Annotated in this window: 10 protein-coding genes, 1 tRNA gene and 1 pseudogene; 9 read left to right on the plus strand and 3 right to left on the minus strand. The window is 59.8% G+C overall.

Annotated elements, in window-relative coordinates; translation table 11 throughout:
• Positions 1-61 precede the first annotated feature (61 nt).
• From ACTJJ7_RS00005 to ACTJJ7_RS00020, 4 genes and pseudogenes are all read left to right on the plus strand, one after another.
• A pseudogene (locus ACTJJ7_RS00005) lies at positions 62-910 on the plus strand (dihydrolipoamide acetyltransferase family protein); the annotation flags it as partial.
• A gap of 4 nt (positions 911-914) precedes the next feature.
• Complete coding sequence (gene lpdA, locus ACTJJ7_RS00010) at positions 915-2312, plus strand: dihydrolipoyl dehydrogenase (protein WP_440964666.1); 1398 nt, start codon at positions 915-917, stop codon at positions 2310-2312.
• 666 nt (positions 2313-2978) lie between these two features.
• Entirely contained in the window at positions 2979-3446 is a 468-nt protein-coding gene (locus tag ACTJJ7_RS00015; protein WP_440964668.1) for a hypothetical protein, read from the plus strand.
• A 107-nt stretch (positions 3447-3553) separates the two neighbouring features.
• Entirely contained in the window at positions 3554-3970 is a 417-nt protein-coding gene (locus tag ACTJJ7_RS00020) for a hypothetical protein (protein WP_130269233.1), read from the plus strand.
• Between the two features lie 376 nt (positions 3971-4346).
• On the opposite strand, the gene parE is transcribed toward ACTJJ7_RS00020, so the two are convergent.
• Both parE and ACTJJ7_RS00030 read right to left on the minus strand, forming a co-directional pair.
• The gene (parE, locus tag ACTJJ7_RS00025) at positions 4347-6440 is read right to left on the minus strand and encodes a DNA topoisomerase IV subunit B (RefSeq protein ID WP_130269235.1); all 2094 of its coding nucleotides are present in this window, start codon (positions 6438-6440) and stop codon (positions 4347-4349) included.
• A gap of 142 nt (positions 6441-6582) precedes the next feature.
• Positions 6583-6963 (minus strand): helix-turn-helix domain-containing protein, encoded by a 381-nt coding sequence (locus ACTJJ7_RS00030; protein WP_105732964.1) that lies wholly within the window; start codon positions 6961-6963, stop codon positions 6583-6585.
• 184 nt (positions 6964-7147) lie between these two features.
• Here ACTJJ7_RS00030 and ACTJJ7_RS00035 point away from each other — a divergent pair, with 184 nt between their 5' ends.
• Positions 7148-8074, plus strand: coding sequence for a DMT family transporter (locus ACTJJ7_RS00035; RefSeq protein ID WP_440964671.1), 927 nt, complete (start codon positions 7148-7150; stop codon positions 8072-8074).
• A gap of 98 nt (positions 8075-8172) precedes the next feature.
• On the plus strand, positions 8173-10185 hold the full coding sequence (locus ACTJJ7_RS00040; RefSeq protein ID WP_130269237.1) for an acetyl-CoA carboxylase biotin carboxylase subunit: 2013 nt from the start codon (positions 8173-8175) through the stop codon (positions 10183-10185).
• A gap of 13 nt (positions 10186-10198) precedes the next feature.
• On the opposite strand, the gene lipB is transcribed toward ACTJJ7_RS00040, so the two are convergent.
• Positions 10199-10915: a lipoyl(octanoyl) transferase LipB gene (gene lipB, locus ACTJJ7_RS00045; protein WP_440964673.1), complete on the minus strand. Its 717-nt coding sequence runs from the start codon at positions 10913-10915 to the stop codon at positions 10199-10201.
• A gap of 113 nt (positions 10916-11028) precedes the next feature.
• Between lipB and ACTJJ7_RS00050 the strand changes: the two genes are divergently transcribed.
• From ACTJJ7_RS00050 to ACTJJ7_RS00060, 3 genes are all read left to right on the plus strand, one after another.
• On the plus strand, positions 11029-11220 hold the full coding sequence (locus tag ACTJJ7_RS00050) for a hypothetical protein (protein ID WP_207223270.1): 192 nt from the start codon (positions 11029-11031) through the stop codon (positions 11218-11220).
• Positions 11185-11269, plus strand: a tRNA-Leu gene (locus ACTJJ7_RS00055). Before ACTJJ7_RS00050 ends, ACTJJ7_RS00055 begins: the two co-directional genes overlap by 36 nt.
• Positions 11270-11560: 291 nt before the next feature.
• On the plus strand, positions 11561-13251 hold a 1691-nt coding region (locus tag ACTJJ7_RS00060; RefSeq protein WP_440964675.1), incomplete at its 3' end, for a putative Ig domain-containing protein.

Below are 13251 nucleotides of genomic sequence, written 5' to 3' on the forward strand. Positions count from 1 at the left end.
CGACGCCGTGGACCATCCCGGGCAACCGCGCCGTCAGCTATTCCCCGCGCATTGCCTATGGGCTTTACGAGGTCGAACACGGGAAGCGGGCGTCGACCTGCGCCAGGTGACCGGCACCGGTCCGGCCGGGCGCATCACCCATGAAGATCTCGACAGTTTCTTTGCCCGCGGTGCGCAAAAGCCCGTGGTCTCCGGTCTTGCGCCGGACACGTCGGTCAAGGAGATCAAGGTGGTGGGCCTGCGCCGCAAGATTGCGGAAAAGATGGCGATTGCCAAATCGCACATCCCGCACATCACCTATGTCGAGGAGATCGACGTTACCTCGCTGGAGGAACTGCGTGCCCTGCTCAACGGCAAAAAGCGCGCCGACCAGCCGAAACTGACGCTGCTGCCGTTCCTGATGCGCGCCATGGTGAAAGCCATCGCCGAACAGCCGCAGCTGAATGCCCTTTATGACGATGATGCCAATGTCATTCACCAGCATGGCGGGGTGCATATCGGCATTGCCGCGCAGACACCGTCCGGCCTTGTGGTTCCCGTGGTCAAGCATGCGGAAGCGCGCGATCTGTGGGGCTGTGCGGCGGAAGTCAATCTTCTGGCGGAAGCGGCCAAGACCGGCACGGCAACGCGCGAGCAGCTGACCGGTTCGACCATCACCATCACCTCGCTGGGCAGCATGGGCGGCATCGTCACGACGCCCGTGATCAACTATCCGGAAGTCGCCATCATCGGCGTCAACAAGATGATGACCCGGCCGGTATGGGACGGCGCGGCCTTCATTCCGCGCAAGATGATGAACCTGTCCTCAAGCTTCGATCACCGGGTGATCGACGGCTGGGACGCCGCAGTCTTCATTCAGCGGATCAAGACGCTGCTCGAAACGCCAGCGCTGATATTCGTGGAGGGGTGATCCGATGAAAGATATTTCCTGCAAGCTGCTGGTCATCGGCGCTGGCCCCGGCGGCTATGTCTGCGCCATCCGTGCCGGACAGCTCAATGTCGATACGGTGATCGTCGAGGCGGCGAAGGTCGGCGGCACCTGCCTGCTCGTCGGCTGCATTCCGTCCAAGGCGCTGATCCACGCCGCCGATGAATTCGCCAAGGTGGCGCATTTCGCCGCCCGGCAGACGCCGCTCGGCATCTCGCTTGCCGAACCGGCCATCGATTTCAGCAAAACAATCGCCTGGAAGGACGGCATTGTCAGCCGCCTCAACAATGGTGTCGCCGGTTTGCTCAAGAAGGCAAATGTCAAGATCGTCACCGGCAAGGCGCGCTTCCGCGACGGCAAGACCATCGAGGTGGAAACGCTGACCGGCCTGCAGATCATCCGCGCCGAAAACGTCGTCATCGCCACGGGGTCGGCGCCGGTCGAGGTGCCCTCGCTGCCATTCGGCGGCAATGTCATTTCCTCGACCGAAGCGCTTTCGCTGCCGGACGTTCCGGAAAAGCTCGTCGTGGTCGGCGGCGGCTATATCGGCCTCGAACTCGGCACGGCCTTTGCCAAGCTTGGCTCCAAGGTCACGGTGGTCGAAGCCCAGTCAAAGGTTCTGCCGCAATATGATGCGGAGCTGACGCGCCCGGTGGTCAAGCACCTGAACACGCTCGGCATCACCGTCCTGACCGGCGCCAAGGCCAAGGGGGTCAGCAGCAAAGGCGATGCGCTGTTGATCGAAACCGCCGACGGCAAGGACGAGCGCATTGCCGCCGACAAGATCCTGGTGACGGTCGGGCGCAAGCCGGTCACCGCGGGCTGGGGGCTGGAAGAGATCGACATCGACATGGATGGCCGCTTTGTCCGCATTGACGACAAGTGCCGCACCTCCATGCGCGGCGTCTACGCCATCGGCGATGTCACCGGCGAGCCGATGCTGGCGCACCGCGCCATGGCGCAGGGCGAAATGGTGGCGGAGATCGTCGCGGGCGAAAACCGCAGCTGGGACAAGCGGGCCATTGCCGCCGTCTGCTTCACCGATCCGGAAATCGTCTCGGTGGGCCTGTCGCCCGACGAGGCCAAGCAGGCCGGGCACGAGGTCAAGATCGGGATGTTCCCCTTTGCCGCCAATGGCCGCGCCATGACCAAGGAAGGCGAGGAGGGTTTTGTCCGGGTGGTGGCCGCCGCCAGCAACCATCTCATCCTCGGCATCCAGGCCGTCGGCCATGGCGTCTCCGAATTGTCGGCTTCGTTTGCGCTGGCCATGGAAATGGGCGCGCGGCTGGAAGACATCGCCGGAACCATCCACGCGCATCCGACGCAGGGCGAGGGGTTTCAGGAAGCCGCGCTCAAGGCGCTGGGCCACGCGCTGCACATCTAGACAATTTGTCTTCGTATCAGGGGCGCCGGAAACGGCGCCCTTTGCATATGCGCCGGGCGCGGCATTGCCTTGCCACGCCCGCGATCGCATCTGGCCATTGCAAAAGAGGAAAGACGGGCGGTCCCTGGGAACGCGGGTCGTAGGGTAGTTCGTATGCTATGCTTGCGATCCTGGGACCACCCGCCCCGGCGATTTCAGGTCTTGCCTGTTCTGCCTTGTTTCCTCATCAGAAACGCGCACAGCGTCAGCGCAACCTCCTCATCCCTACAGGTTTTGCCTGCGGAATGAAGTGCCGGCCCTTTCCCGACTTTCGAAGGTTTCCGGAAGCATTCCCGCCGGAAAGGACGAGGAGAAGGATAAGCGAGGATGGGAGAGCGTGGATAAGTTGGCGTGATTTTTCGAACGGGCTGGCAGGACCATCACGCGTGGTTCGCTTCCTAGGTAGGACTGCGAGTTTTAAAAATGGATAAATTCAGTCATCTTTTGAGCGCGACACCCATCCTGTTCGAACTTTTGCGAAAGGAGATGACATGCGTGAATTGACGGAGGCCGAACTCGATCTCGTATGGGGCGGCGATTGGTGGTTTTGATTACGGCCCGCATCCGATCGGCTGCGAATGTCCTCCAACAACAGCAGCGCCTCGGACAATGTAGGTTTTGCATTTGATGAAAATGGTAAAAAACATAGCTTTGACGGATGATGCTCTAAATCATCTTCTGTCAAACTATGATATTTGTAATATAAATAAATATGAAGATGCGAACTATATAAATGTGTATGAGTATAGAGGTATTTTTAAAGGAGGTTCTTCCTTTGAAGATATGCTGAAATATCAATCGAAATTAATTGAAAGGCGTGGATATTTTATTTTCCAAAAGAATAAAAAGTTTTTTGAGGATGCCAATGATTATGTATTTTCGTACTTTGATAATAACCAGAAGATTTTTGGCGTAAGGGTTAGCGGCGTCAATCCTTGTCGAGAGGGCTATATCGGAATATTTACCTACAACGAAAAATATAGCTATGTCATTGATTACGTTGATGGAATAAATCTCATTACGAGTTCGGAAAACGTTTCGTTGATTGCCGAAATGCTCGATCAGGTTCGCTCAAAATATTCAAACAAGCTATAATCAGGTGCCAAGCCCATGGTTCGCGGCCCCTCAGTTGCGGCATCAAGCGGAACTCGCATGGCCCTCCAACAAGCCCAGCATATAAGCTAGATCAGGTTTGATAGTCAGTGGAAATAGTCAAAAACATACATTTGACAGGGGATGCCGAAAGGGAACTTCTGTCAATTTATGGAGAAAAAGACATCCTGAATATCAACGATGTTCACCATGTCCATACCTATACGCATTATGCGTGGCTTAACGATGATCAATCCATAAGATCACAAGGGGTTCATTTGGTGCGCATGCCAGTTGTGCATGAATCGTGCAATGTGAAATATTCTCTATTTGATGGCGGCCGGAAAACATTCGGTGTCTGTTTTTTGGATGACACATCTATATTGGGATATTTGGGTTATGACACCTATGATGAATATCATACCTATACGATAGATTGCATTGATGGCGTGCATTCCATAATGAAATCAAAGCCGCATCACGTGATTGCTGACATGCTTGATCGTATTCGCACAAGGCACAAATGAGTGCGTGACGCCGCTCCGTCTGCCGCGCTTCCTTTTCCCGACTCTTGAGGGGTGAGGAAGCGTTCCCGCCGGAAAGACACACCGGGAATGAGCGAGGTTGGGACGTGGTGGATAAGTTTCAGCCAAATGACGTTTTACCCCCCTCTGTCCTGCCGGACATCTCCCCCACAAGGGGGGGAGATCACATCGGCATTAACGGCTTTGCTTGTTCTGTGGCGTTGGAAATTGGCCTGAACAATGATGAAAGCTGATCTCCCCCCTTGTGGGGGAGATGGGCGGCAGCCCAGAGGGGGGGTGAGAGCTAATGGGCGCATCCCCCCAAAACAAAATGGCGATGCAAAGCACCGCCATTTGAAACAGGTTCCATCGCCAAAACTCAGATGTCCAGCTCTTCCACGAAGGCGGCACGGTCCTGGATGAAGCGGAAGCGGGCTTCCGGCTTGGTGCCCATCAGGTCATCGACCGCGAGTTTTGTTTCCTCGATCCATTCCTCGTCGATCTGCACCCGCAAAAGCGTGCGCTTCCGGCGGTCCATGGTCGTTTCCTTGAGCTGGTCGGCGCGCATTTCGCCAAGGCCCTTGAAGCGTCCGATCTCGATCTTGCCCTTGCCGGTGAACAGCGTGCGCAGGAGTTCGTCCTTGTGTGCGTCATCCCGGGCATAGGCGACCTTGCCGCCCTGGGCGAGGCGGTACAGCGGCGGCACGCCGAGGAACAGGTGGCCGTTGCGGATGAGGTCAGGCATTTCCTGGTAGAAAAAGGTGATGAGCAGCGAGGCGATGTGCGCGCCGTCGACGTCGGCGTCGGTCATGATGATGACGCGGTCATAGCGCAAATCCTCGTCGCGGTATTTTGACCGCGTGCCGCAGCCCAGCGCCTGGATCAGGTCGCCGATCTGCTGGTTGGCCGTCATCTTTTCCCGGCCGGCACTGACCACGTTGAGGATCTTGCCGCGCAGCGGCAGCACCGCCTGCGTGGCGCGGTCCCGCGCCTGCTTGGCCGATCCGCCAGCGGAATCACCCTCGACGATGAAGATTTCAGCGCCCAGCGCGCCGGTCTGGGTGCAATCGGCGAGTTTCCCCGGCAGGCGCAGCTTGCGCACCGCCGACTTGCGGTTGACTTCCTTTTCCTGACGGCGCTTGACGCGCTCGTCGGCACGCTCCACCACCCAGTCCAGCAGCTTCGACGCCTCCTGCGGCGAGGCGGCAAGCCAGTGGTCGAACGGGTCGCGGATGGCGTTTTCGACAATGCGCTGCGCCTCGACCGTGGCCAGCTTGTCCTTGGTCTGGCCGACGAATTCCGGCTCGCGGATGAACACCGACAGCATGGCCGCCGACGAGATCATCACATCATCGGTGGTGATGATCGAGGCGCGCTTGTTGCCGGTCAGCTCCGCATAGGCTTTCAGGCCGCGGGTGAGGGCGATGCGCAGGCCCGCCTCATGCGTGCCGCCTTCGCCCGTGGGAATCGTGTTGCAGTAGGAATTGACAAAACCGTCGCCGCCATACCAGGCCACCGCCCATTCCAGCGCGCCGTGCCCGCCGGATTTTTCGGTCTTGCCCGCGAACATTTCGCGGGTGATCTGAAAATCCTTGCCGAGCGAGGCGGCGAGATAATCCTTCAACCCGCCGGGAAAATGGAAAACCGCCTTGTCGGGCGTCGGGTCTTTCGGATCGAGCAGCGACGGCGCGCAGTTCCAGCGGATTTCCACGCCGCCGAAGAGGTAGGCCTTTGACCGGGCCATCTTGTAGAGGCGCGCCGGATCAAATTTCGCACCCTGACCGAAAATCTCGGCATCCGGGTGGAACGTCACGCGGGTTCCGCGCCGGTTGTGCACTTCGCCGGCATCTTCCAGCGGTCCCAGCGGCTTGCCGCGGGAAAAGCGCTGGCGGTAAAGACGCCGGTTGCGCGCGACTTCGATCTCGACATGATCCGACAGGGCATTGACCACCGAGACGCCGACCCCGTGCAGGCCGCCCGAGGTCTCATAGACCTTGGAGTCGAACTTGCCGCCGGAGTGAAGCGTCGTCATGATCACTTCCAGCGCCGATTTGTCCTTGAACTTGGGGTGCGGATCGATGGGAATGCCGCGGCCATTGTCGGTGACCGAGAGATAGCCGTTTTCATTGAGGTCGATGTCGATGAAGTTGGCATGGCCGGCCACGGCCTCGTCCATCGCGTTGTCGATGACTTCGGCAAAGAGATGGTGCAGCGCCCGTTCATCCGTGCCGCCAATGTACATGCCGGGACGGCGGCGGACAGGCTCCAGACCTTCAAGAACTTCGATATCCGCGGCGTTATAGCTGCCGTCGGGCGCCGCGCGCGGCGGCGCCTTCGCGGAAGCAGCCGGGGCGATTTTGACAGGCGGCGCCACCGGCGTCGCGGCTGGTTCGACCTTGGTCTGGTCCACCGCCGCCTGGCGTTCCCGGGCTGTTTTGACTACCGCTGAAAAGAGGTCGTTATTATCATCCATATCGTATTTTGGCCAATGCTACAGGGGCTGCGAATCACCAGCAATCTTGACATGCTTCGCTGGGAAACGCGATGGGCGTTCGCGATCTGTTCCGGGGTTCACCACAGAACTATGCCGTTAAACCCCAAGTAAACCCTCAGTTTCAAGCGGCTTTGAGGCGCAGGACGGCTTTTTCCAGCTCTTCGATCCGCTCGCCCAGCTCCCGGTGCAGGGCCTTGAGATTGGCGATCTGGCTTTTCAGCAGGCGGTTTTCGTCCGCCGCATCGCTCTCGTCGGGCGATTGTCCGACGCCGTGAATGAGCCAGGTCTGCGTCACCCCGAGCGAGCCGGCCAGCATGAACAGGCGGTTGACGCCGGGCTCCGACCGGTCGGATTCCCAGGCGGCGATGGTTTCCGGCTTGACGCCGACACGCACGCCAAGTTCCGCCACCGACATGGATTTGGCGTCGCGTGCACGGGAAAGACGGCCGCCCAGCGTGTCCGTGTCGGGCATGGCCGTGATGATGTTGGAGATGAAATTCATGGGTTTCTCCATCTTTTTCTTGTTTTTAAAGTGTAGACGAAAGCTTTTGCACCATTTGGAAGCAGAAAAGTCAAATCCGGCGGCATTTTGCTTTCATTTTGCATTATGCGGATGATTGCATTTTTTCACAGAGCCGATATGGCTGAAGGCCCACCTGAGCCATTTGTCCCGGAAAGGCCGCACCATGGAAAACACAACCTCGCCGCAAATGAGGGGCGTCGGAACGATGGCCGGTGCGATGTTCATCCTGCCGATGATGGATGCCATCGCCAAATGGCTGTCGACGGTGGACAGCCTGCCGCCCGCCACGGTGACGCTGTCGCGTTTCGTCGTCCAGACGATGCTGACCATGCTGATCATCATGGCGCTGACCGGCATGCGCTCGCTCAAGCCGAACAATCTCTGGGGCAATCTGCTGCGCGGTTTTCTCATGGGCATCGGCAGCCTGTGTTTCTTTGCCGCCGTCAAATACATGCCGCTTGCCGATGCCATGGCGGTGTTCTTTGTCGAACCGCTGATGCTGACGCTGCTTTCGGCCGTGGTGCTGAAGGAAACCGTCGGCTGGCGCCGGCGCATCGCCGTTGCCATCGGTTTCATCGGCACGCTCATCGTCATCCAGCCCAGCTGGGAGCTGTTCGGCTGGATCTCGCTGCTGCCGCTGGGCACGGCGGCGCTGTTTGCGGTCTATCTCATTCTCAACCGCCGCCTGGGCGTGCACGACACGCCGCTGGTCATGCAGCTCTATGCGGGCATCGGCGGCACGGTGACGGTGGTCGTCGCCCTGTTCCTCGGCGCGGCCTTCGGCGTCAGTGACATGACGCTGGGCACGCCCGCGACCGGCATGTCATGGTTTCTTCTGTTTGCCATTGGCGCGATTGCCACGGGCGGGCATCTCCTCGTGGTGCAGGCATCGCGGCTTGCGCCCGCATCGCTCCTGGCGCCGTTCCAGTATCTGGAAATCGTCATGGCCGTCATCATCGGCCTGTTCGTGTTCCGGGAGTTTCCGACGGCGTCGAAATGGGTGGGCATCGCCATCATCATTGCCTCGGGCGCCTATATCGTCTGGCGCGAAGGGAAAAAGCAGAAATCGCCGGAGCCCGCTTTCAATTAAGCGGTCCGCTTTCCAGGAAAGCACCGACAATAGCAGTTGAGCAAATCCGCCATTGGCAATAGAACCAGAGGCGCATTTTGTGCGGGAGGTCCATAAAAGTGTTCAAGAAAATCCTGATTGCCAACCGTGGGGAAATTGCCTGCCGCGTGATCAAGTCGGCAAGGAAAATGGGTATCGCCACGGTGGCGGTCTATTCCGATGCCGATCGCGATGCTGTTCATGTCGAGATGGCCGACGAGGCGGTGCATATCGGCCCGGCGGCGGCCTCCGAGAGTTATCTCGTTGCCGACAAGATCATCGCCGCCTGCAAGGCGACGGGCGCCGAAGCGGTTCATCCCGGCTATGGCTTCCTGTCCGAGCGCGCCTCTTTCTGTGAAGCGCTGGAGAAGCAGGGCATCGTCTTCATCGGGCCGAAGCCCAAGGCGATCATCGCCATGGGCGACAAGATCGAATCAAAAAAATTCGCCAATGCCGCCAAGGTCAACACGGTGCCGGGCTTTCTCGACATCATCACCGATGGTGCGCATGCGGAAAAAATCGCCGGTGAGATCGGCTATCCCGTGATGATCAAGGCCTCCGCCGGCGGCGGCGGCAAGGGCATGCGCATTGCCTGGGACGAGAGCGAAGTGCGCGACGGCTTCGAGCGCGCCACATCCGAAGCGCGCAATTCCTTTGGCGATGACCGCGTGTTCATCGAAAAATTCGTGGTTGAGCCGCGTCACATCGAAATCCAGGTGCTGGGCGACAGTTTTGGCAACTGCATTTATCTCGGCGAGCGTGAGTGCTCGGTGCAGCGCCGCAACCAGAAGGTGGTTGAGGAGGCGCCGTCGCCGTTCCTCGATGAAGCCACCCGCAAGGCCATGGGCGAACAGGCCGTGGCCCTGGCCAAGGCGGTGGACTACCAGAGCGCCGGGACGGTCGAGTTCATCGTCGACAAGCACCGCAATTTTTATTTCCTCGAGATGAACACCCGCCTGCAGGTGGAGCATCCGGTGACGGAACTGATCACCGGTATCGATCTGGTCGAGCAGATGATCCGCGTGGCAGCGGGCGAAAAACTCGCGCTGAAGCAGGCGGACGTCAAGCTGAACGGCTGGGCCATCGAAAGCCGCCTCTATGCGGAAGATCCCTACCGCAATTTTTTGCCGTCGATCGGCCGCCTGACCCGCTACCGCCCGCCGAGCGAAGGTCCGGTCGGCAAGGCCATCATCCGCAACGACACCGGTGTGACGGAAGGGTCGGAAATTTCGATGTTCTACGATCCCATGGTGGCAAAGCTCTGCACCTGGGCGCCGACCCGGCTGGAAGCCATCGATGCCATGGCCGATGCGCTCGATACGTTCGTCGTTGACGGTATCGAGCACAACATTCCGTTTCTGGCGGCGCTGATGCAGCATCCGCGCTGGCGGGAAGGGCGGCTGTCCACCGGCTTCATTGCGGAAGAATTTCCCGACGGCTTCCATCCGATTGCACCAACGGCTGCCGACAGGGACGTGCTGGCCGCCATTGCCCTTGTGGTGGAACTGGTACGCAAGGGACGCCTCGATGGCCTTGGCGACCGCCTGCGGCCGCATACGGGCAGGATCCGCGCCGAATGGGAGGTGCGGATCAACGACGAATACGTGCCCGCGAAAATTCACCGCAGCGTGGCCAAACCGCCGGTCAAGATCGAGCTGTCGCTGCATGGCGGCGAAGCCATCACCATCCGCAGTGACTGGCGTCCCGGCGATGCGGTCTGGGACGGCTATATCGACGACCGCGCGGTGAAGGCGCAGTTGCGTCCGGTGCTCAATGGCGTGCGCATCGACTGGAAGGGCATGTCGGTGATCGGCCATGCCATGCAGACGCACGTGGCCGCGCTGGAAAAGCTGATGCCGGTAAAACTGCCGCCGGACACATCCAAAATGCTGCTGTGCCCGATGCCCGGCCTGATCGTCTCGATCAACGTGGCGGAGGGTCAGGAGGTGAAGGCGGGCGAAACGCTGGCGATTGTCGAAGCCATGAAAATGGAGAACGTCCTGCGCGCTGACCGCGATCTCACCGTGTCGGCCATCAATGCCAAGCAGGGTGACAGTCTTGCCGTGGATGCGGTGATCATGGAATTCGCCTGATTCTGCAGACCGGCTAGCGTTCGACCGGCCCGAACACGGGTTCGAATGCGTCCCGTAGCGCCCGGTCGAGATCGTCCATCCCGACGGGCAGGCCGAGATCGACGAGGCTGGTCACGCCATGGCCGCGCACGCCGCACGGCACGATGCCGTCGAAATGGGCGAGTTCGGGTTCCACGTTGATCGAGATGCCGTGAAAGCTCACCCATTTGCGCAGGCGGATGCCGATGGCGGCGATCTTGTCTTCGGCGGGAGAGCCGTCCGGCAGCGGCGGGCGTTCCGGCCGTGTCACCCAGACGCCGACGCGGTCTTCGCGCCGCTCGCCGCGCACGTTGAACGCGCCAAGCGTGGCAATGATCCATTGCTCGAGCGCCGCCACGAAGGCGCGGATATCCTCGCGCCGCCGCTTCAGGTCGAGCATGACATAGGCCACGCGCTGGCCGGGACCGTGATAGGTGTATTCGCCGCCGCGCCCCGTGGCATAGACGGGAAAGCGGTCGGCAGCCAGAAGGTCGCCCGCCTTGGCGCTGGTGCCGGCGGTGTAGAGCGGCGGATGTTCGACCAGCCATACCAGTTCTGCGGCCGTGCCGGCGCGAATCGCCGCGACGCGGTCTTCCATGAAGACGAGGGCGCTATCGTAATCGGTCAGCCCATCGGCGACGCGCCACTCCACCTTCGGGGAATCGCTTTGGGCAAAAAACGCGGAGGCGAGATCGTCGCGGTTGTTCTTCATGATCGGAAACCAAACTTTCGGCTGTCGCTTCATCCCGGATGAATGACGGCGGATGGGGCCGTTTGCGGCCATCAAAGCGCCGATTCTCTTGGGATGGAGATGGTGAGCCGCATATGGACTTTTTCCTGGAAGATTTCCAGTGTGCGGGGTGCGGCATAAGTTTCACCGGGCTTTGTGAAAAACATTCGGGTTTATTGCCGACAGGGCTTGTTTCACTGAAATTCATTTGCTACATGCCGCGAGCCGACACGTTCGGCTTCTACCACAGTGCGGTCGTGGCGGAATTGGTAGACGCGCAGCGTTGAGGTCGCTGTGTCGCAAGACGTGGAAGTTCGAGTCTTCTCGACCGCACCATTTGGTTTCTCTACAAGATTGAAATCATTGCAGAATAGGGCAGCCCAACGGCTGCCCTATTGCGTTTCCGGCTGGCAGCCATCCTGCCATTGCCATGGTCTCTCCGGTTTCCGGCACAATAGCGGCGAACTACGGCATCTGCCGTATTGATGGAATGAACGGCCCACATTACGGATGGTGGTTGCGTTGGGGATGCAATGGGGCGGGGGAACAATGCCGAGATCGAATGGGCCGGAGGGATTGGCCCCCCACCGGCAGGTATGTGGTGCGCGTCCGGCGCTATGGGCGGGATTGCTGTTCTTCGTCTGTTTGGCCGTATTCTGGCCCGCTTTGTCGCAGGCCCAGACAGCGCCGGTTGCAAATCCCGCAAGGGTCACCGTCGACTATGGCAGCACTGCCAATTCTGTAACACTCAGTATTGGCGGCGGCGTGCCGACATCAGTGGCGGTCGCAGGCGCTGCAGCGCATGGGACTGCGTCAGCATCCGGAACGTCGATCACCTACACGCCGGTACGCGGCTATGCCGGACCTGACAGTTTCACCTATACCGCCACCAACCTGGACGGAACGTCGGCTCCAGCCATAGTTTCAGTGACGGTCTCACCGCCTAGTGTTACTATCACGCCATCGTCACCGCATTCCGCCCGGGTTGGCACCCCATATACGCAGACCTACACTTTCTCTGGTGGACAGGAGCCTTACAGCGGCTTTTTCATCTCCGGTATCCCATCTGGTTTGTCCATCACTGCACTAACTGCGAACAGCGTGACCATCTCCGGGGTTCCACAGCTTCAAGGCAGCTATTCCATAACCGTGAGTGCGACCGACAGCAGCACCGGTGATGGCCCCTTCAGAACCGGCCAGCTTTTCACACTGGCTGTATCGCAATTAACAGTGACGTTAAGTCCGGCAGGGTCGAATCTGCCGTATGCCAGTTCTGGTTCCGGTTATAGCCAGACATTCTCTGCCAGTGGTGGCACAGCCCCCTATACCTTTTCGCTCGCGGGCGGCTCATTCCCCGCGGGCATAACGCTCAATGCTGCGACAGGAGTATTGTCGGGGACGCCAACTGTCAGCGGTACTTTCCCTTTCAGCGTGCGGGCGACGGACAGCAGCACGGGCCCCGGCACGCCGTTTTCCGCCACGAATAATTATTCGCTGGTGGTCAATGCGCGGCCGGTCATCATCGTCCTGTCGCCATCAACCCTTTCCAGCGGCAAATCTGGCGTCAACTATTCCCAATCACTCACCGCAAATGGCGGGACCGCGCCCTATACGTTTGCAATCACATCCGGGGCGTTGCCAAACGGCATGACGTTAAGCAGCGCGGGCGTTTTGTCGGGAACGCCCACTGCGGCTGGGGCGTTCAATGTCACTGTAACCGCCACCGACATTCTGGGTAACAACGGCGCTCAGGCCTACACATTGGTAATCAATCAGGCCGTACCGGTTGCGGTCGCCGATGCCGCCGCAACCTTGGCCAACCAGGCCGTCACCATTCCCGTGATTGCCAACGATGGCGGCCCAATAACCTCCATTGCCGTCACCAGCGCGCCTTTGCATGGCACGGTGGCCGTGAACGGTCTTAACGCCGTGTATACCCCGGCCCAAAACTTCTTCGGCACCGATACCTTCACCTATAGCGCCACCGGGCCGGGCGGCACCTCTGCCCCGGCGACGGTCACCATTACCGTATCGCCGCTGGCTGTCCCGGTCGCCGCTGCGCATAGCGCCGTAACGATGGCTGGACATGCCACCACCATTGACACGACGGACGGCGCCACCGGCGGTCCCTTCACAGGAGCCGCCATTGTTACCCCTCCGGCTTTTGGCAGCGCGACCGTGTCGGGCACCACCATTACCTACACGCCGCCAGCCGATGCATCAGGCGCGGTCAGCATCAGCTATACCTTAAGCAACGCGTTCGGAACGTCGCCGCCCGCCATGATTACGCTGACGGTCAATCCGCTGCCGGTGGCCGC

It is taken from the genome of Phyllobacterium sp. 22229 (assembly GCF_052056495.1).
GTDB classification, from domain to species: Bacteria; Pseudomonadota; Alphaproteobacteria; order Rhizobiales; family Rhizobiaceae; genus Phyllobacterium; species Phyllobacterium myrsinacearum.

Bases quoted from the DNA above. Each gene is read 5' to 3' on its own strand.
- lpdA (WP_440964666.1), top strand. From the start codon at position 915: ATGAAAGATATTTCCTGCAAGCTGCTGGTCATCGGCGCTGGCCCCGGC.
- ACTJJ7_RS00015 (WP_440964668.1), top strand. From the start codon at position 2,979: ATGAAAATGGTAAAAAACATAGCTTTGACGGATGATGCTCTAAATCAT.
- parE (WP_130269235.1), bottom strand. From the start codon at position 6,440: ATGGATGATAATAACGACCTCTTTTCAGCGGTAGTCAAAACAGCCCGG.
- ACTJJ7_RS00030 (WP_105732964.1), bottom strand. From the start codon at position 6,963: ATGAATTTCATCTCCAACATCATCACGGCCATGCCCGACACGGACACG.
- ACTJJ7_RS00035 (WP_440964671.1), top strand. From the start codon at position 7,148: ATGGAAAACACAACCTCGCCGCAAATGAGGGGCGTCGGAACGATGGCC.
- lipB (WP_440964673.1), bottom strand. From the start codon at position 10,915: ATGAAGAACAACCGCGACGATCTCGCCTCCGCGTTTTTTGCCCAAAGC.
- ACTJJ7_RS00050 (WP_207223270.1), top strand. From the start codon at position 11,029: ATGGACTTTTTCCTGGAAGATTTCCAGTGTGCGGGGTGCGGCATAAGT.